At 65.0% G+C, this 19,915-nt stretch carries 15 protein-coding genes; 10 read left to right on the top strand and 5 right to left on the bottom strand.

The features are described from left to right. Nucleotides 1-8: 8 nt before the first annotated feature. Nucleotides 9-494 (bottom strand): GNAT family N-acetyltransferase, encoded by a 486-nt coding sequence (locus E1N52_RS12835; RefSeq protein WP_165979367.1) that lies wholly within the window; start codon nt 492-494, stop codon nt 9-11. A 203-nt stretch (nt 495-697) separates the two neighbouring features. Between E1N52_RS12835 and E1N52_RS12830 the strand changes: the two genes are divergently transcribed. From E1N52_RS12830 to E1N52_RS12810, 5 genes are all read left to right on the top strand, one after another. After that, on the top strand, nt 698-1,180 hold the full coding sequence (locus E1N52_RS12830) for a PRC-barrel domain-containing protein (RefSeq protein WP_246089041.1): 483 nt from the start codon (nt 698-700) through the stop codon (nt 1,178-1,180). A gap of 338 nt (nt 1,181-1,518) precedes the next feature. After that, the gene (locus E1N52_RS12825) at nt 1,519-1,908 is read left to right on the top strand and encodes an ester cyclase (RefSeq protein WP_133183158.1); all 390 of its coding nucleotides are present in this window, start codon (nt 1,519-1,521) and stop codon (nt 1,906-1,908) included. Next, a complete protein-coding gene (locus E1N52_RS12820; RefSeq protein ID WP_133183157.1) occupies nt 1,905-2,315 on the top strand; it encodes a sugar ABC transporter ATPase in 411 nt (136 codons plus the stop codon). Before E1N52_RS12825 ends, E1N52_RS12820 begins: the two co-directional genes overlap by 4 nt. A 22-nt stretch (nt 2,316-2,337) precedes the next feature. Continuing rightward, nucleotides 2,338-3,324 (top strand): alpha/beta hydrolase family protein, encoded by a 987-nt coding sequence (locus tag E1N52_RS12815; protein WP_133183156.1) that lies wholly within the window; start codon nt 2,338-2,340, stop codon nt 3,322-3,324. A 137-nt stretch (nt 3,325-3,461) separates the two neighbouring features. After that, nucleotides 3,462-4,280 carry a sulfotransferase family protein gene (locus E1N52_RS12810; protein WP_133183155.1) on the top strand — a complete coding sequence of 273 codons (819 nt, stop codon included), beginning with the start codon at nt 3,462-3,464 and terminating at the stop codon, nt 4,278-4,280. 48 nt (nt 4,281-4,328) lie between these two features. Here E1N52_RS12810 and E1N52_RS12805 read toward each other — a convergent pair whose 3' ends face one another. After that, nucleotides 4,329-5,684: a sigma-54-dependent transcriptional regulator gene (locus tag E1N52_RS12805; protein WP_133183154.1), complete on the bottom strand. Its 1,356-nt coding sequence runs from the start codon at nt 5,682-5,684 to the stop codon at nt 4,329-4,331. After that, entirely contained in the window at nt 5,669-7,147 is a 1,479-nt protein-coding gene (locus E1N52_RS12800; protein ID WP_133183153.1) for a sensor histidine kinase, read from the bottom strand. Before E1N52_RS12800 ends, E1N52_RS12805 begins: the two co-directional genes overlap by 16 nt. Nucleotides 7,148-7,484: 337 nt before the next feature. Between E1N52_RS12800 and E1N52_RS12795 the strand changes: the two genes are divergently transcribed. The 4 genes from E1N52_RS12795 to E1N52_RS12780 are packed head-to-tail and all read left to right on the top strand — an operon-like array spanning nt 7,485 to nt 16,510. Further along, the gene (locus tag E1N52_RS12795) at nt 7,485-8,654 is read left to right on the top strand and encodes an efflux RND transporter periplasmic adaptor subunit (protein WP_133183152.1); all 1,170 of its coding nucleotides are present in this window, start codon (nt 7,485-7,487) and stop codon (nt 8,652-8,654) included. A gap of 12 nt (nt 8,655-8,666) precedes the next feature. Next, on the top strand, nt 8,667-11,768 hold the full coding sequence (locus E1N52_RS12790) for an efflux RND transporter permease subunit (RefSeq protein ID WP_133183151.1): 3,102 nt from the start codon (nt 8,667-8,669) through the stop codon (nt 11,766-11,768). A 6-nt stretch (nt 11,769-11,774) separates the two neighbouring features. After that, nucleotides 11,775-15,002 carry an efflux RND transporter permease subunit gene (locus E1N52_RS12785; protein WP_133183150.1) on the top strand — a complete coding sequence of 1,076 codons (3,228 nt, stop codon included), beginning with the start codon at nt 11,775-11,777 and terminating at the stop codon, nt 15,000-15,002. A 2-nt stretch (nt 15,003-15,004) separates the two neighbouring features. Beyond that, nucleotides 15,005-16,510 (top strand): efflux transporter outer membrane subunit, encoded by a 1,506-nt coding sequence (locus E1N52_RS12780; protein WP_205965606.1) that lies wholly within the window; start codon nt 15,005-15,007, stop codon nt 16,508-16,510. A 24-nt stretch (nt 16,511-16,534) separates the two neighbouring features. Here E1N52_RS12780 and E1N52_RS12775 read toward each other — a convergent pair whose 3' ends face one another. Both E1N52_RS12775 and E1N52_RS12770 read right to left on the bottom strand, forming a co-directional pair. After that, complete coding sequence (locus E1N52_RS12775) at nt 16,535-17,857, bottom strand: MFS transporter (RefSeq protein WP_133183148.1); 1,323 nt, start codon at nt 17,855-17,857, stop codon at nt 16,535-16,537. Nucleotides 17,858-17,965: 108 nt separating this feature from the next. Beyond that, a complete protein-coding gene (locus E1N52_RS12770) occupies nt 17,966-18,814 on the bottom strand; it encodes a class II aldolase/adducin family protein (protein WP_133183147.1) in 849 nt (282 codons plus the stop codon). A gap of 121 nt (nt 18,815-18,935) precedes the next feature. Here E1N52_RS12770 and E1N52_RS12765 point away from each other — a divergent pair, with 121 nt between their 5' ends. Beyond that, nucleotides 18,936-19,826: a LysR substrate-binding domain-containing protein gene (locus tag E1N52_RS12765; protein WP_133183146.1), complete on the top strand. Its 891-nt coding sequence runs from the start codon at nt 18,936-18,938 to the stop codon at nt 19,824-19,826. Nucleotides 19,827-19,915 lie beyond the last annotated feature (89 nt).

Raw genomic sequence — 19,915 nt, 5'->3', positions numbered from 1 at the left:
CGGTCGCGTCAATCGTCCGCCAGGATCGGCAGCGCCTTCGCGAAACAGCGCACGTCGCCGAGAGCCGCGCAGTCCGCGAACGGCTCGGCCCGCTCGTAACCGTGCCGCTGATAGAACGCGATCGCGCGCCGGTTGGCTTCCCGCGCCTGAAGAATGACGCGCCGATAGCCCGCCACGGCCGCCACCGTCTCGAGAAAACGAAGAATCGCCGTACCGGTCCCCGGCCATGCAGGCCGCCGGTAGAGACACCGGAATTCGGCCACCTCGAACGAGAAGCGGCACAGCGCGCCGCAGCCGATGGCGAGGCCATCCGTGGTGCGCGCCATGACAAAGGCGCTGCGCGCCGAACTCATGTCGCCTGTGTAGAACTGCGGTTGCACGGCGTCCGCTCGGTAAAGCGCCAGCATGGCGTTCATCTCGTCGAGCAGAATCCGTGCATCGAGCGTGCATGCGTTCTCTCTTCGCACCACTGCGAGTGTCGATAAGTCTTTCATTGCCCATGCCCTCCCGATCGTGTCGCTGTCTGTATGCGCAAGGAGGGTGCCAGCGTGCGACCCCGACGCCATGGCGCGGCGACCCGGGCGCGCGCGTTGCTGAGTAGTCGATGCATCGTCGCCGCACGGCCGGAGGACAAACCGATAGCCGTGCGGGCGATGCGAATACGTCACGCAACCTTCGACTTTTTCAGGAGCCCATCATGGCGATGAACCCCGATTCCCCACAGACCGGCGCACGTATCGTCGGCAAAGGCAGCGAGACCGCTGCAGGCCCAGGCCCGTACATCATGGCCTCGAGCACGCTCGAAGGCGACCGCGTGTACAGTTCGGATAACGAAGAGCTCGGCAAGATCAAGCACATCATGCTCGATGTCGAACGCGGCCGCATTGCCTATGCGGTCATGTCGAGCGGCGGCTTTCTCGGCATCGGCGACAAGCTGCTCGCGCTGCCGTGGGCGGCACTCACGCTCGACACCACGCAAAAGTGCTTCTTGCTGAACGTGAGCGGAGAACGCGTCAAGACCGCACCGGGCTTCGACAAGGACCACTGGCCTTCCATGGCCGACATTGGCTGGGCAACCACGGTGCACGAGTACTACGGCGCACGCGCGCATTGGCAGGACGATCCGCTCGCACCGGGCAGCGGTATCGAGCCGCCCGGAATGGGCGGCCCGAAGCTTTGACGCTTGCGGGCGTATGGGCAACGCGGGCTCACGCTGATTCGTGGGCCCGCAACCCGGCTGTGCGCCTCGTGATCGGTGGCGTGCGGGATCAGCTTAATTGCCCTTGCGCGCCTCACGGGTGCCCACAGCCAATGCCACGAACGCCAACAGCGCGCACACCGCTGCAAACGCGACATCGACCCAAAGATGCCCCCACAGCCCGTGCAAGCAGCTTTCACGTGCGTACTCCGGTAGCCTCCGTGCGCGCACTTCGCATGCCCATACGGCGCGTTCGCGGCCCCCTCCTGCCGCTTTCGTCTACCATCGCGTGTGCATCGTCATCCGATAAGGAGACCGTATTGGACGCACACGATCTGAGTACCCTTTACCGGCGCTACATCGACTGCCTGAACCGGCGCGATTGGGCTTCCCTCGGGGAATTCGTCGCTCAGGACGCGATCCACAACGGCCGTCCGATTGGTCTCGCGGGTTATCGCGCCATGCTGGAACAGGACGTTCGTGACATTCCCGACTTGCGCTTCGAAATCGAACTGCTGGCCGCCGAACCGCCGCTCATTGCCAGCCGCTTACGATTTGATTGCACGCCCCGCCAGGCCTTTCTCGGCCTGTCTATCGACGGCCGGCGAATCGCGTTCTCGGAGAATGTCTTCTACGCCTGGCGCGACGGGAAAATCGCGCAGGTCTGGTCCGTCATCGACAAGGCCGCGATCGAGGCGCAACTGTCATGAAAAGCGTATTTGCACCGGCCATTGCCGTGCTTTTCGGCTGCGCGATCAGTTGCCCAATCGCGCACGCAGCAGGAAGCGAGGATGCGTCACCTTGCAGTGTGGAAAGTGCCGCGCATTCCGGCTCTTCGTATCCGCAGTTTTTTCTTCCCGACCAGAACGGGAAGCCGCCGAAACCCAATTCTTCGGTCCATACCTTCACCACGCGAGATTGCGTCGGCGCCGTGCTGCAGGGCCAACACGCGTCCGCGCAGGTACAGGGCGATTCAGTCGAACTGAGGGACGGCCAGGTCTACGTGAACGACCTGTCGTACGGCGCCGTGACGCGCGAGCAATCGGTCGAATACGACGTCAGGCGAGACAAACGCACCTTGCTGGTGGACGGCAAAGTCCGAACGCCCGCGCATTGAGTTCACTCCCTCCGGAAGCGCCATGACAACGACCCGCAAAAAACTTCCGCATGCCGCAGCCTCGATATTGACCTTGCTCCTGTGCCTGTTCACCGCGGTCGCACACGCGGCGGGCTTCAGGCGCCTCGACATTCCCGCCGACGCCAACGGCCCGGCGTTGAGGGCCATGGTGTGGACGCCATGCGCCGAGCCCGCCGAAGACGTGCCGTTCGGTCCATACGTCCTGCGCGGGCGGCGTGACTGTCCGACCGCTGGCGACAAACTTCCGCTCATAGTCATTTCGCACGGTCACACGGGCTCGTTTCTGGGCCATCATGACCTTGCCGAAGTGCTCGCCGATGCGGGCTTCGTTGTGGCCGCAATCAACCATCCCGGCGATTCGTTCGCCGATCCGAGCCGATCAGGCGATCTTTCCGTGTTCGTCGAGCGGCCGACCGATATCAAACGTCTGATCGACTACATGCTGGGCGCCGCGCCCGACGCAGCGAAGATCGACCCGCAACGCATCGGTTTCTTTGGTTTTTCGCGCGGCGGCTATACGGGTCTGGTGCTAGCGGGCGGTGTGCCGGACTTCAAGCACGCCGATGTGCCGTGCCCGGACCCGAGGCCGCCGATCTGCGACGAGATCGCGCGTGGCGAGGTGCCCCCGCAACCGTTGCCAGCCGACGCACGCATCAAGGCATTCGTACTCGCCGATCCGCTCAATGAATTCCCCGCCGCGAGCGACCTGAAGAACGTGTCAGCGCCTATGCAGGTGTGGGCCTCGCAGTATGGCGGCGACGGCGTATTGCCTCACAACGCGCCTGCGCTTGCCCACACGCTGCCTCGCAAACCCGACTACCACTTCGTGCCCGACTCGGCGCATTTCGCCTTTCTTGCGCCCTGCCCAGCCGCGATGAAAAAGAACGTGCCGGAGATCTGCGTGGATGAGCATGGCTTCGACCGGGTCGCCTTTCATAAGCAGTTCGATGCAAGCGTGCTCGCGTTTTTCCAGGCGAATCTGCGCTAGATTTCTCGCTGCCCGGTAGCCCGGCCGCCAGCGCTTTGTCACCTTGGCCATCGCGGCGTCAGTTTCGCGCCAGCGTCGGCAGGTAAGATCGGTGCAAACGAAGCCATGGCGCAGGACGCAACAGGGGAGAGGGCAGAATGCATTCTTTTCCGCTATTCATTGTCGGCGCACCCCGCTCGGGAACGACGTTTCTCTGCTCGGTTCTCAATGCGCATCCGCACATCCAGCTCACCAACGAATGCCGTATTTTCGCGCTGGTCAAGGAAATGCTGGATGTAGACAGCCAGCGCCCCGATCTGCTGGGCGCGGCTTGCCGTGACCGCTTCAACGCTTATAGCCGCCGCACGCTTGGCGCCTGGGTCGAGCGCTTCTATCGCGAAGACCTCGACATGTCGGCGCCGATCTGGGGCGACAAGCATCCCCCTTACGCCGATCCGACGATTCTTTCCGGGCGCATCGGCGCAATCGAGCGCTTGCCGCGCTCCGGGTCGTGCCTGAGGCTCATCCACGAGCTGCTGCCCAACGCCCGCTTCATCCATCTTCATCGCGATCCTGGCTGGGTCGCCAATTCACTGGTGCGCAAGCACTGGATCGGGTCCGTCAACGACGGCGTGCGCGTATGGGGTCAGTATGTGACCGAGATCATCGACTTCTTCGCCGAAATCCCGAAGGAGCAGACATTGACGATCGGCTATCGCAATCTCATCGAAGATGCGGACACAACGATTGCAAGCATCAGCCGCTTTCTGGGTCTCACGGACCCTTCACCGATCCGCGATTTTCTGCACGCCCAGCGCAGTGCGCCAACGCCGTTCAGCGACCCGGTGACCGATATCGCCGATCTCTACGTCGTGCCGCCTACGCCGACGACGGACAACGCACTCCTCGCGCTCGCCGAAAAGGCGGCGACGCAACTCGGCTATTCGGCCTCGGCGACTATTTCGGAATCCAGATAACTTTCACGCGAACAGTGCCCGCTATGCGCGGTTTCGTGTGGCATCCCCCTACTCGCCTTCGCCGCCTTCGATGTTCTTTTCATCGGCCACCTCGATGCCGTAGCGCTTGAGCTTCACATAGAGCAACTGGCGATTCACGTTCAGCCGGCGCGCCGCGTCGGTCCGGTTGTTGTTGCTGTGCCGGAGCGCGCGCCGTATCAGCATTTCCTCCAGACGCGCGAGCGCGGAAGGCAGGTCTTCGTCGGGCCAGTCGATTACAGGGTCGACGCCCGAGCGCTCGCCTTCGAGAAATGCGAGGTCGGTGGCGTGCACATACTCGCCGCGCACCATCACCGCAACGCGCTCCATGGCGTTCTTCAACTCGCGCACGTTGCCGGGCCAGCCATAACGGATCAAATGCGCCGCGGCGTCGGCGGAAAGGCGCTTGCGCGTGCCCGCGCGGGCGAGAAAATGCTCGGCGAGCGGCACGATGTCGGAAATGCGCGCCGAGAGCGGCGGCAGGTGGATCGGCACGACATGGAGCCGGTAGTAAAGGTCCTCGCGAAAGCTGCCCTCGCGCACGCCGCGCATGAGGTCGCGGTGCGTGGCAGCAATCACGCGCACCTGCACGGGCACGGCGCGGCCACCCACCGGCGTCACCACGCGCTCTTGCAGCGCACGCAGAATCTTCGCCTGCATCGCCATGCCCATGTCGCCGATTTCGTCGAGAAAGAGCGTGCCGTGCTCGGCCTGGCGAAACGCGCCGTCGCGGTCCGCGCTCGCGCCGGTGAATGCGCCGCGCACGTGGCCGAACAGTTCGCTCTCCAGCAGATCGGGCGGAATCGCCGCGCAGTTCACGGCCACGAACGGCCCGCGATTGTGCAACCCGTGCTCATGGATCGCGCGCGCCACCACTTCCTTGCCCGTGCCCGTCTCGCCGGTAATGAGCACGGTGGCATCGCTGTCGGCCAGCACGCCGATGGTCTTCTGCACCGTGCGCATCGCCTCGCTCGAGCCGATCAGCGTCTCGGGCTCCACGCTGGCGGCAGGCGGCTGAGGCTCGACGATGCTCGCCAGCATGCGCTCCAGCACTTGCGCGAGATCGTCGCGTCCAATCGGCTTGGTGAGGTGATCGAAGGCGCCGAGCCGCATCGCCTCGATCGTGTTGGACGCCGTGGCGTGCGCGGTCAGCACGGCGACAGCGGGCGCCGCAGGCCGCTCGCGAAGGCGGCGCAGCACTTCGAGCCCATCGATGCCGGGCATGCGCAGGTCGAGGAACATCGCGCTCACGCTCTCGCGCTCGACCATCTCGAGCGCCAGCGTGCCGTTCGCGGCGAGGCAGACGCTGTGGCCGAGGTCGCGCACGACTTCGGCGAGCGCGTCGCGCATGGTCTCGTCGTCGTCGACGATCAGGATGTGGGCCATGGCAGCACCATTTCAAAAGACGTTCCGCGAGCGCTACGGGTGAAGCGCGCCACGCCGCCGTGCGCCTCCGCCACTTCGCGCACGATCGAGAGGCCGAGGCCCGTGCCGTCCGGGCGGCCGGTCACGAACGGCTCGAACAGGTGATCGAGGATCGCGGCGGGCGGCCCGGCGCCCTCGTCGCGCACGGCGAACACCGCGCCTTCCGGCGCATGACGCGCGCTCACTTCGATGCGGCTGCCGGGCGGCGCCGCATGAATCGCGTTGAGGATCAGGTTGTCGAGCGCGCGCTGCATCTGGTCGGGATCGAAGCGGGCCTCTTGCAAGTCGCCCGTGCGTGTCATCGTAACCTGCTTCGCCGACGCCACCTCCACGTGCTGGGCGAGGCGGGCGTCAAGGAACGGGCCGACCGCGACCTGCTCGCGCTTGGGCTCGTCGTGCTCGGTAATGCTCAGCAGGCGGCGCACCAGCGCGTCGAGGCGCTCGATCTGCCCGAGGATCACCTGCAGCGCCTGGGGCTGACGCTCGGGGCCCGCCGCCACGGCGCTCTCCGCCTTCAGCCGCATGGCCGCAATGGGATTGCGGATCTCGTGCGCCACGCCCGCCGCCACGCGGCCGATCGCGGCCATGCGCTCGGCGCTCGCCATCTGGCGCGCGAGCGTATCGGCGCGCTGGCGTGCTGCGGCAAGCCTGCGCGCCGCCTCGTTCAGCGCGAGCACGATGCGGTCGAGCTCGCGCTCGCGCGTGGCGGGCAACACGGGCAGTTCGGCAACGTCGTAGGCATTGAGCGCGCTTTCGATCTGCGAGACATGGCGCGACCACGTGACCGTCAGATGCGTGAGCAGCGCAGCCGCCGCGAGCACCGTCACGAGCAGCACGCCGAGGCCCGCCATCAGCTGGTGATAGCTGCGGCCCGCGAACGTGAGCGTCCAGCTCATGGTCCAGGCAGTGAGGTGCGGAACCGGCCCCGGCAGCGGGCAAGCCGACAGCAGCAGCGTTTGCGTCTGGCCGCTGATGCGCATACTCGTCGCGTGGTCGCCCGCAAGCGCCGCCTCGTTGAGCGTGCGGATGCGCGGCAGCTCGCCGGCAGGCGGGTCCGTGCGCTGCACCGCGCCCACGTAAGTCGGATAGGCATAGGCGAGCGAGCCCGCGTCGCGGCTCCAGACGCCGCCCTGCACGCCGGGCCGCGTGCGCAGCGACACGGCCACGAGGTCGTTCAGGTGCTCGCGCAACGCGTCGCCTGCTTTGCCGTCGAGCGCCGCGACCTTTTCCGGGTGAGCCGCACTGAAAGCGCGGTAGGAGGCCGCAATCGCATCGCAGGCGCGGCTGTTCTCGGCGGCGGCCTGGCCGAGTTGCGCGGCCGCCGACTGGTGAAAGAGCCCAATCATCAGGATGCCGGTGGACAGCGCCGCGCCCACTAGCAGAACGAGCAGCAGGATCAGCCGGCCGCGCAGGGATCGGAGCATATCGGTCCAGTTTCCGGTTTCGGGTCGTGATGAGGGACGGGGCATTATGCGATGCGAAAGCCATGCCAGGCCAGCGCCGGCCCACGCGCCGGCCACGCCGATAACTTAGCGCCCCTTTTTGTCCTGATTCACGACACCGCCTGTTGGCTTTCACGACAACCTCGGCTTGGCGGCGCAAGCGGAACCGCTGCAAACCCATAGCGCATCGTCTGACCCTCGTTGGCATAGCCCTTGCAGAGCACTACGCGCGTTTTACGCCTCACCGTGTGGTTCAGATCGGCCGATTCAAACCCGCCCGGCGATGGCAGCGCGCTCAAGGGTTCCTGAACGAGGCGTTATGAAAAGAAAACACATCAGCTGGGCAGCGCTGGCCGTCGCGGTGCTGCTCATCGCTTTCGCAGCGTGGTTCTTTTATGGCCGGCGTCCCGCCGCCACCACCGCGGCCGCGCCGCGCGGCATTCCTGTTTCGGCCGTTGCCGTGAAGCTGGCCGACGTGCCGGTTTATATCGATGCGCTCGGCACCGTCACGGCCATCCGCACGGTCACGCTGATCACCCAGGTCAACGGCATTCTCGATTCGGTCAATTTCCAGGAAGGCCAGCACGTCAAGAAAGGCCAGGTGATCGCGCACATCGACTCGCGCCAGCTCGAAGCGCAGCTTCAGCAGGCCCAGGGCACGCTCGTGCACGACCAGGCGACGCTCGCCAACGACCGTCTGAACCTGCAGCGCTACCAGACGCTCATCAAGGTCGGCTCGATCACGCAGCAAACGCTCGATACGCAGGCGGCCACGGTCAAGCAGGACGAAGGCACAGTCACGGCCGACACCGGCAATGTGAAGAACCTCCAGGTCCAGGTGGACTACTGCACGATCACCTCGCCCGTGGATGGCGTGATCGGCCTGCGCCTCGTCGATCCGGGCAACTACGTGACGACCACGAGCACCACCGGCATGGCCGTCATCACGCAGCTCGACCCCGCCACGGTGATTTTCGCGGTGCCTGAGGACTACCTCGGCCAGATTCACGCCGCGATGGCGCGCGGCCCCGTGAAGGTGTTCGCCTGGGATCGCGACAAACGCAAGCTGCTCGCTACCGGCGCGCTGCTCGCGCTCGACAACCAGGTCGACACGACCACGGGCACGGTCAAGGTGCGCGCGCAGTTCGACCATGCGGGCGACGCGCTCTTTCCGAACCAGTTCGTGAACGCACGCATGCAGGCCGACACGCTCGACCAGAACCCCGTGATCCCCACGGCGGCGATCCAGCACGGCACGAACGGCGACTTCGTGTTCGTGGTGGGCGCGGGCAACAAGGCCGTGCTGCGCAACGTGAAGGCGGGCCCCGTGACCGGCGACGACACTGCGATTCTTGGCGGCGGCGTGAAGCCCGGCGAGCGCGTCGTCACCGACGGCGCGGACAAGCTCGACAACGGCACGCTGGTGCGCGTGGTTTCAGCTGCATCGCCCGCGTCGTCGGCTTCGGCCGCCTCGTCAACCATGCATTGACAGGGCGCGCCCATGAATATCTCGCGCCCGTTCATCGAGCGACCGATCGCCACTTCGCTCCTCATGGTGGCGGTGCTGCTCGCCGGCCTGCTCGGCTACCACCTGCTGCCCGTTTCCGCGCTGCCCGAAGTCGACTACCCGACCATTCAGGTCTACACGCAGTACCCCGGCGCCGCGCCCGACGTGGTGAGTTCCTCCATCACTGCCCCGCTCGAAGTGCAGCTCGGCGAAATGGCGGGCCTCAAGTCGATGAACTCCACGAGTTCGAACGGCGTTTCCGTCATCACGCTCGAATTCGATCTTTCGCTCTCGCTCGACGTCGCCGAGCAGGAGGTGCAGGCTGCCATCAACGCCTCGGCGAGCTACCTGCCCGCCAACCTGCCCTACCCGCCGGTGTACAGCAAGGTGAACCCGGCCGATGCGCCGGTGCTCACGCTCTCGCTCACGAGCGATACGCTGCCGCTCACGAAGATCGAAGACCTCGCCGACACGCGCCTCGCACAAAAGATCTCGCAGATCTCGGGCGTGGGGCTCGTGACGATCAGCGGCGGGCAGCGCCCCGCGGTGCGCGTGGAGACGAACACAGGCGCGCTCAATTCACTCGGCATGTCGCTCGACGACGTGCGCACCGCGCTCGCCGACGCCAACGTGAATCAGGCGAAGGGCAATCTGGACGGCCGTTACCAGTCGTACTCGATCGGCGCGAACGATCAGTTGCAGAGCGCCGATGCTTATACGGACCTCGTAATCGCCTACAAGAACGGCGCGCCCATCCGCCTCTCGCAGGTGGCGCATCCCGTGAACGGTGCGGAAGACGTGCGCCAGGCCGCGTGGACCAACGACAAGCCCTCGATCGTGCTCAACATCCAGCGCCAGCCGGGCGCAAACGTGATCGACGTGGTGGACCGCGTGCAGAAGGTCTTGCCCCAGCTGCGCGCGAGCCTGCCGGGCACGCTCAAGGTGGCCGTGCTTACCGACCGCACGCAAACGATCCGCGCCTCGGTGCGCGACGTCGAATACGAACTCGGCGTGGCCGTGGCGCTCGTGGTGATGGTGATCTTCATCTTCCTGCGCAAGCTCGCGGCTACAGTCATTCCGGCGGTCACGGTGCCGCTCTCGCTCATCGGCACGCTTGCGGTGGCCTACGGTCTCGGCTTCTCGCTGAACAACCTCACGCTGATGTCGCTCACCGTGGCGACCGGCTTCGTGGTGGACGACGCGATCGTGATGATCGAGAACATCACACGTTACCTGGAAATGGGCGAGCTGCCGCGCGAAGCGGCACTCAAGGGCGCGAAACAGATCGGTTTCACGATCGTTTCGCTCTCCGTATCGTTGATCGCGGTAATGATTCCGCTGCTCTTCATGGGCGACGTGGTCGGGCGGCTCTTTCGCGAGTTCGCGCTCACGCTCGCCATTGCCATCGTGATCTCGGCGTTCGTTTCGCTCACGCTCACGCCGATGATGTGCTCGCGCATGTTCAAGGCGCACGACGCGGAGCACGAACAAACGCAGCGCGCCGACTTCTTCGACAAGATCAACGCGCGTTACGTGAAGGCGCTGGGTTGGGTGCTGGCGCATCGCGGGCTCACGCTGCTTTCCGTGGCGGCAACGGCGGCGCTGACCTTCGCAATCCTGTTCCTGATGCCCAAAGGCTTTTTTCCCGAGCAAGATACGGGCCTCATCGAAGGCATCTCGCAGGCCGCGCCGGGCATTTCGTTTCCGTACATGGTGCAGAAGCAGGAACAACTGGTCGCGCAGATTCTCAAGGACCCGGCGGTCGCGAGCCTCTCGTCGTTCATCGGCATCAACCAGACGAGCCCCACGCTCAACCAGGGGACCATTCTCATCAACCTGAAGGACAAGGGCGATCGCGACAGCAGCACTGCCGTGATTCGTCGCCTCTCGGACTCCACCGCCAGCGACGCCGGCATGCGCCTCTTCCTGCACCCGGTGCAGGACCTCACGCTCGACGACACGATCTCCACCACGAGCTACCGCGTGGGCCTGCAGGCGACCGACCCCGCCGTGCTCGACCTCTGGACCGGCAAGTTGATTGCCGCGCTGCGCGCGGACCCCGCGTTCGCCGACGTGCAAAGCCAGGCCATGCAACAGGGCAACCAGATCCAGCTCACGTTCGACCGTGCGAGCGCCTCGCGCCTCGGCATCACGCCTCAAGCGATCGACGACGTTCTATATGACGCCTACGGTCAGCGCCAGGTCTCGACGATCTACACGCAACTGAACCAGTATCACGTCGTGCTCGCGGCGGACGCGACCTCGAACTCAGTCGCGCATGTGCTCGACGGTCTTTACGTCGACACGTCGTCGGGCGGTGTGGCGCCGCTCGCCTCCATGGCGACCATGAAGCTCGTGCCCGCACCCGTGACGATCAACCGGCAGGGCCAGTTCCCTTACGCCGACGTGTCGTTCAATCTCGCGCCCGGCTACACGCTCGGCACGGCGCTCGCGCATCTGAAGGACGTCGAGCAGCGCATCGGCCTGCCGCAGACCGTGCAGGCCTCGCTCGAAGGCTCGGCGGCCACGTTCCAGGCGTCGCTTGCGAACGAGGCGTTTCTCGTGGCGGCCGCGATCATCGTCGTGTATTTGATGCTCGGCATTCTGTACGAGAGCTTCATCCATCCGGTCACGATTCTTTCCACGCTGCCCTCCGCCGCGCTCGGCGCGCTCGCAGCGCTCGTGCTCACCGGCACGCAGTTCGACATCATCGGGCTGATCGGCATCGTGCTCCTGATCGGCATCGTCATGAAGAACGCGATCATGATGATCGACTTCGCGCTGGAACTCGAGCGCAACGAAGGGCTCCCTGCCGTCGAGGCGATCCAGCGCGCCGCCGAGCTGCGCTTCCGGCCGATTCTCATGACCACCATGGCGTCCCTGTTCGGCGCGGTGCCGCTCGCGTTCGGCACCGGCATGGGCTCGGAGCTGCGGCATCCGCTCGGCATCGCGATCATCGGCGGCTTGATCGTGAGCCAGTTGCTCACGCTCTTTTCGACGCCGGTGATGTATCTCGCGCTGCACCGCGTGGAGGACTTCTTCAGCAAGCGCGCAGGGAATGCATCCAGTGCGGCATCGGATACGGCGACGGAGTAAGCGGCAATGAACCTCTCCGAACCGTTCATCCGCCGCCCCATCGCGACCACGTTGATCGCCGTGGGCATCGCGCTCTTCGGCATGCTCGCGTTCAAGCTGCTGCCGGTCGCGCCGCTGCCCGAGATCGACTTTCCGACCATCAACGTGACCGCGCACTTGCCGGGCGCCGATCCGAACACCGTGGCGACTTCGGTGGCCACGCCGCTCGAGCGCCAGTTCGGCCAGATTGCGGGCATCACGCAGATGACCTCGGTCAGCTCGCTCGGCGCCACGCGCATCACGATGCAGTTCGACCTGAATCGCAATATCGACGGTGCAGCGCGCGACGTGCAGGCGGCCATCAACGCGGCGCGCACCAACCTGCCCGCGAACCTCGACGGCAACCCGACCTATCGCAAGGTCAATCCCGCCGACGCGCCGATTCTCATCATCAGCCTCACCTCCGACTCGGCCACGCGCGGGCAGCTCTACGACGCCGCCTCGACCGTGCTGCAGCAAAAGCTGCTGCAAACGCCGGGCGTGGGCGACGTGACCGTGGGCGGCGGCGCACTGCCCGCCGTGCGCGTCGAGCTGAACCCCGACCGCGTGAGCCACTATGGCGTGAGCCTCGAACAGATCCGCACGGCGATCGCCAATGCGAACGCGGACTTGCCGAAGGGTTCCGCCGCCCTCGCGGGCGTCTCGTATACGATCGGCGCGAACGACATGCTGTACAACCCCGCCGACTACGCGCCGATCATCGTCAAGCGCGTCGGCAACGACGTGGTGCACATTTCCGATCTCGGCTACGTGCGCCAGGACGTGGAGAACCTGGAGAACTACGGGCTCTCCGACGGCAAACCGGCCGTACTCCTGATCGTCTACAAGGAGCCGGGCGCGAACGTCATCGACACGGTGGACAACGTCAAGGCCGAGCTGCCCTTTCTCGAAGCCTCGATCCTGCCGACCATCAAGCTGAATATCCTGATGGACCGCACGACGACGATCCGCGCCTCGCTCTTCGACGTCGAAGTCACGCTGATGATCTCCATCCTGCTCGTGACCGCGGTGACGTTCGCGTTCTTCCGCAGCTGGCGCACGACGCTCGTGCCCGCCATCGTCGTGCCGCTCTCGCTGCTGGGCACCTTCGGCGTGATGTACTTCCTCGGTTTCAGCCTGAACAACCTCTCGCTGATGGCGCTCACGATCTCCACCGGCTTCGTGGTGGACGACGCCATCGTCGTGGTCGAAAACATCATGCGGCATCTGGAACGCGGCGAGCCGCCCGTGCAGGCCGCGTTGCAGGGCGCGCGCGAAGTGGGCTTCACGGTGCTCACGATCAGCGTCTCGCTCGTTGCCGTGTTCATCCCGCTCTTGTTGATGGGCGGCATCGTCGGGCGGCTCTTTCGCGAGTTCTCCGTGTCGCTTTCCGTGGCGATCATCATGTCGATGCTGATCTCGCTCACGGTCACGCCGATGCTTTCGAGCGTGGCGCTGCGCGGGGAACACGCGGGCCACAACGAAGAGGAATACCCCGATTCGCGCTTTCACCGCTTCTACGCCCGCACGCTGGGCTGGGTGATCCGCCATCCGCTCTTGATGGGCATCGTCACGATCCTCGTACTCGCGCTCAACGTGATGCTCTACGTGGTCGTGCCCAAGGGCTTCTTTCCGCAGGAGGACACGGGGCGGCTCATTGGTTCGATCCAGGCGTCGCAGAGCATTTCGTACCGGCTGATGCAGCAGAAGTTTCAGGCCATCTCGAAGCAGGTGCTTGCGAATCCTAACGTTCAGGCCGTGGGCGGCTTCATAGGCGGCACGAACGCGATCAACACGGCGCTGCTGTTCGTTACGCTCAAGCCGCTCGGCGTGCGCCATGTGAGCGCCGACCAGGTCATCGCGCAGATCCGCCGCACGCTCGGCGACATTCCGGGCGCGAGGCTCTACCTGCAATCGGCGCAGGACATCACCGTGGGCGGCCGCCAGAGCGCAGCGCAATACCAGTACACGCTGACCGCCGACGACCAGGGCGACCTCGACAAGTGGGTGCCGAAGGTGGTCGCGCAGATGCACAAGATGCCGATACTCGAAGACGTCAACACGGACCAGCAGGACAACAGCATGCAGGCCACCGTGGGCGTGAACCGCGATGCGGCGGCGCGCCTTGGCGTGAACTTCAGTTCGATCGACAACGCGCTTTATGACGCGTTCGGGCAGCGGCAAGTCTCGACGATCTACCGGTCGGCCAATCAGTACCACGTCGTCATGGAGCTCGCCCCCGAGTACTGGACCAATCCCGCCGCGCTCAAGGGCATTTACGTGGCCGCGGGCGCGCCGAGTTCGGGCCAGAACGGATCGAGCGGCAACGGCAGCCCAGCGGGTGCGAGCGTCGCGACTTCGGCAAGCGAAGCGGCGGCTACTGCTGCAGCCGCTTCGGCAGCCGCAGTAGCCGGGCCCGGCAGCACGACGAACACGCCCTCGACGGCGGTGCTCTCGAACGGCCAGGCCCTCGTGCCGCTCGCGGCCGTGGCGCACTTCACCATCGACCGCACCGCCATCTCGATCAATCATCAGGGCACCTTCCCTGCCGTCACGGCTTCATTCAATCTCGCGCCCGGTGCCTCGATCGGCGAAGCCACACGCGAGGTCGACGACGCCGTCGCGCAACTGCGCATGCCCGCGAGCATCACCGGCAACTTTGCGGGCACGGCACAGGTGTTCCAGCAGGCGGTGGCGAGCGAGCCCCTATTGATCGTGGCGGCGCTGCTTTCCGTGTACATCGTGCTCGGCATGCTCTACGAAAACCTCATGCATCCACTCACGATTCTTTCGACACTGCCCTCCGCAGGCGTGGGCGCGCTGATCGCGCTGCTCGTCACGCACACGCAACTGTCGATCATCGCGCTAGTGGGCGTGATTTTGCTGATCGGCATCGTAAAGAAGAACGCGATCATGATGATCGACTTCGCGATTACCGAAGAGCGCGAACGCAAGCTCGCCGCCGAAGAAGCCATCAAGCGCGCGGCGCTGATTCGCTTTCGCCCGATCATGATGACCACGAGCGCCGCGATACTCGGCGCGTTGCCGCTCGTGTTCGGTTCGGGCTACGGCTCGGAATTTCGCAAGCCGCTCGGCATTTCGATCATCGGCGGGCTCCTGTTCAGCCAGATGCTCACGCTCTACACGACACCCGTCATCTATCTGTGGCTCGACCGCGCCTATCAACGCTTGCGTCGCCGCAAGAAGGAAGCATGACCATGAATACGTCATCCGTTTTCGCCGTGCCACAGCTGCGGCGCTGTGCGGCGGCGCTCGCGCTCGCCGCGCTCGCGGGTTGTGCAATCGGCCCCAACTACAGCAAGCCTGCGGTGGAAATTCCCGCCACGTTCAAAGAAGGCGTGGACTGGCAGCGCGCGCAGGCCAACCCGCAGGCGGCGCTCGCGAGCAGCTGGTGGACCGTCTACGACGATCCCAAGCTCACGCAGCTGATCGAGCAATCGCTCAAGGCCAATCAGTCGATCGTCGCGGCCGAAGCGGCCTACCGGCTCGCGCAGGCCACCGTGGATGCCAGCGTCGCTAGCCTCTTTCCTGTCGTCACGGCGGGAATGTCGGCCACAAGAAGCGGCACGGGCACGAATGCCGCGACAGGCGGTGTGAGTTCGACCACGGGCACCGTGCCCGGCGTGCACAACAGCGTGAGCGTGAGCGCAGCAGCGAGTTGGGAGCCCGACCTCTGGGGGCAGATTCGCCGCGAGATCGAATCGAGCAAGGCGAGCGCGCAAGCCTCGGACGCCCAACTCGCGGGCGAGCGCCTGTCGATTACCGCGAGCCTCGCCGACGACTACTTCGCGCTGCGCCAGGCCGACTTCGACATCGCGTCGCTCAAGCAGCAGCAAGCCATCGACACGCGGCTACTCGACATCACGCGCACGGCGTATGCGCAAGGCACCGCATCGAACGACGACGTGCTGACCGCGCAAGATACGCTCGAACTCGTCGTGGCCGCATTGCAGAGCACAGAAACCTCGCGCGAACAGGACGAGCATGCGATCGCCATGCTGATCGGCGTGGCGCCGGCGAGCTTCACGTTGCCGCCGCAAGCGGACTATGCGTTCAACACGCCGGCCGTGCCGCTCGCGCTGCCGTCGCAATTGCTGCAGCGGCGGCCCGATGTCGTGCAGGCCGAACGCTCGGCGGCGGCGGCCAATGCGAAGATCGGTGCGGCGGAAGCGGCGTTCTTTCCGATACTGGACCTGAGCATCGAGGGCGGATTCGAGCACAACACCTTCGCGCATCTGTTCTCGCTGCCAAGCCGCGTGTGGACGCTCGGACCGGATATCGCCGCGACGATCTTCGACGGCGGCGCGCGCACGGCAGCCGTGCACGAAGCGCGCGCGACCTACGACGAAGCGGCGGCCAACTATCGACAGGCGGTGCTGGGTGCGTTCCAGAACGTCGAGGACAGCCTCTCGTCGTGGAATCATCTTGCGCAGCAGGAAGCGGCCTACGCGAATATTTATCAGCGCAATCAGGCCTTGTTCGCCAGCACGCAGGCGCAGCTCGGCGCGGGAACCGCCAGCGAGCAAAGCTTGCTCACGCAGCAGCTCACGTTGCTACAGGCTCAGCAGAGCTTGAAGGATACGCAGTCGCTGTTGATGCAGAGCAGCGTTGCGTTGATCAAGAATCTGGGTGGCGGGTGGCAGTGGGATGAGAAAGCGGGGGCCGCTGTGGCGGGTGATAGCGAACCGAAGGCGGTTCAGTGAATTTCAGCGGCCCCGTATGCCTGATTAGTGATTCACGAGCCGCTTGGGCAGCGCGAGCACCAGCAATCCGCCAATCGAAAGACACGCCGCCAGCGTATACACACCCAGATCGGTCGAATGCGTCTTGTCGATGATCCAGCCGATCACGTAGGGGCTCACGAAGCCCGCGAGGTTGCCGACGGAGTTGACCACCGCAACGCCGGTCGCCGCCGCCGCACCCGCAAGAACAGCAGTGGGCAGGCACCAGAACTGGCACAGCGTCGTCATCACGCCCATCGTCGCGACGGTGAGACCGATCATCGCCAGCGTGACGTTGCCGCTGCCCGCCGCCACCGCGACGATCCAGCCCGCCGTGCCGATCAGGCCCGGCAGCGCGACGTGCCAGCGGCGCTCGCGACGTGCGTCGGAGCTACGGCCCACAACGACCATCGAGATTGCCGCCGCCGCGTAGGGCAAGGTGGTCAGCAGTCCGATCGTGAGCGGGTCCTTCACGCCCGAGCCCTTGATGAGCGTCGGCAACCAGAAGCCCACGCCATACAGCCCCATGATGAAGAACAGGTAGATCACGCTCAGCACCCACACCATGCGGTTCGTGAAGCCGTCGCGGAACGAGTGGGACTCCACGCGGCTCGCATCGGCCGCGATGTTGACGATCAGCGTTCGCTTCTCGTCGTCGTTGAGCCACTTGGCCTGCTCGATGCCCTTGTCGAGCATGAGGATCACCACGACGCCGAGCACGAGCGAGGGAATCGCCTCGATCACGAAGAGCCACTGCCAGCCCGCCAGCCCGTGCGTGCCGCTCATCGAATGCAGGATCCAGCCGGAAAGCGGGCCGCCGATCACACCCGAAATGGGAATGCCGGTCATGAAGAGCGCGATGATCTTGCCGCGCCGCTCGGCCGGAAACCAGTAAGTCAGGTACAGGATCACGCCGGGAAAGAGCCCCGCTTCCGCGACACCCAGCAGAAAGCGCAGCGTGTAGAACATGGCGGGCGTCTTCGCGAACATCATGAGGCCGGAAATGATGGCCCACGTGATCATCACCCGCGCGATCCAGATGCGCGCGCCGACCTTGTGCAGGATGATGTTGCTCGGCACCTCGAAAATGAAGTAGCCGATGAAGAAGATGCCGGCGCCAAGACCGTACACGGTTTCGCTGAAGCCCAGGTCCTTGAGCATCTGCAGTTTCGCGAACCCGACGTTCACACGGTCGAGATAGGCGGCCACATAGCAGAGGAACAAGAGCGGTACCAGGCGCCACGCGACCTTCGCGTAGAGCGCCGACTGCGATGTTTCGGCGCTCGGGAAAGTCGTGGACGCCGCGAGCGTAGGCCTCGACGTATTCATGGGGGTTGTCTCCGAAGATTATTGTGCGCGCGGCCGCTCGCGCATGTTCTCTTGCGCCAGCGGCCCGCAGTGCTCAGTCAAACGTACATCTAGAGCGAAACAAACAACTTAATCGAACATATCCGGCTGCGTGGCCACCAGCTGATCCCAGATCGCCTGGAAGTGCAGCCAGCCGATGTACTCGCTGCCCACGTGCTCGCGGCTGTAGCGCGCACGGTCCTCCGGCACGAGACGCGGCGTGATGCCGGTGGCGTCGACCATCAGCTGCTGCTGGCAGCAGCGCTCGAGCGCGATGAACCAGAACGCCGCCGATTCGATGCTGTGACGGCTGGCCGTCAGCAAGCCGTGGTTCTGGTGAATCGCGGCCTTCACGCCGGCGAATGCGTTGGCGACCTTGTGGCCGGCCTTCACTTCCACCGCGACCTGGCCCGCCTCGTCGCCGATCACGACGTGGTCTTCGAAGAACGCACAGGCGTCCTGGGTGATCGGTTCGATCTTCTTGCCGAGCGCCGCAAAAGCGGTGCCGTAGACGGTATGCGCATGGCACATCGCCACGATGTCGGGGTGCGCTTCGTGCACGGCCGCGTGCAGCACAAAGCCGGCGCGGTTGATGGCGTACTTGCCTTCGACCACGCGGCCTTCGTGGTCCGCGAGAATCAGGTTCGAGACCTTGACCTGCGAGAAGTGCACGGCCATCGGGTTGGTCCAGTACAGATCGGGATGCTCCGGATCGCGCACGGTGAGGTGCCCCGCGAAGCCGTAGTCGAAGCCCTGCAGCGCGAACGCACGGCAGGCGGCGACGAGGCGCTCTTTCAGGTGCTGCCGGTGCTCGGCGTGATTCGCGAAAGTCGGCAGTTCGGGAAAAATCAGATCCTTCTGCTCGGGCTGATAGATCGAGATGCGACCGTTCAGGTCGATTGCCTTCGTGGCCTTGGGCGTCTCCATCACTTCGGACATGCTGCGTCTCCTTTCAAATCCTTCCGTTCGATGGTTGACATCTTGTCCGGCTCTCGACGCGTTGACAAACGATGGATGTTCATGAAAACATGAGTCACATTCACCTATCTCGGGGTCGAACGTGCGCAAAATTCCGAATTTTGTGCTGCTGCGCGCCTTTGAAGCCGCGGCACGGCTCCAGAGCTTCGCGCTCGCGGCACGCGAACTCCATCTCACGCCATCGGCGATCAGCCATCAGGTCAAGGAGCTCGAGGCGTACTTCGGGCGGCCGCTCTTTATCCGGCGCAATCGCCGCATCGATCCGACCCCCGAGGCGCTGCGTCTGCTCGACAGCCTGAGCCGCGTGTTCGACGTCATCGAATCGGCCTGCACCGAAGTCTCGCTCGCGCCCCAGGCCCAGGTGCTCGCCGTGTACAGCGCGCCGAGTTTCGCCGTGAAATGGCTCGGGCCGAGGCTTGCCGACTTCGCGCGCCATCACCCCAACATCACGTTGCGGCTTTCCACCGGACCGGACCCGCTGGACCTCACGCGCGCTCAGGAAATCGATGTGGCGATTTCGTATGGCGGCGCGCTGGAGCGCCCGGGTGTGGAGACGGTGGCGCTGGGCGTCGAACCGCTCGTGCCGATGTGCTCGCCCGCGATGCTGGCGAGCGCAGGCTCGGTGGAAGCGTTGATGCAGGAAGCCACGCTGATCGACAGCCCGTTGAGCCGCGTGACCTGGCGCGACTGGTTCGCCGCGAACGGCCTGCCGTTGACCGACCGGCCGCGCCCCTCGTTCGATCGCGCGGCGCTCGCGATTTCGGCGGCGGCCGACGGCATGGGCGTCGTGCTCGAAAGCACGCGCCTCGCCGAGCGCGAGCTTGCGCGCGGCGATCTGGTGGAGGTCGGCGCCGACCGCTTCACGCGCTTTTTACGCGAAACGCATTTCCTTTCGTGCCGCTCGACCGACATCAAGCAGAGCCGCCTGGCGGCATTCCGGCAGTGGTTGCTGGCGCAAGCGTCGCCGGGGTGAGCGCTTGCGTTCGTCTGCATACCCAGGGGGTTTTCCGCCGCTTGAATGTCATCAGCCGCGTAGTACGATGAAGTCATCGAAAAACAGAA

The sequence above is a fragment of the Paraburkholderia guartelaensis genome (assembly GCF_004353905.1).
Classification (GTDB): domain Bacteria; phylum Pseudomonadota; class Gammaproteobacteria; order Burkholderiales; family Burkholderiaceae; genus Paraburkholderia; species Paraburkholderia guartelaensis.
This window is presented reverse-complemented; position numbering and strand designations above follow the sequence as displayed.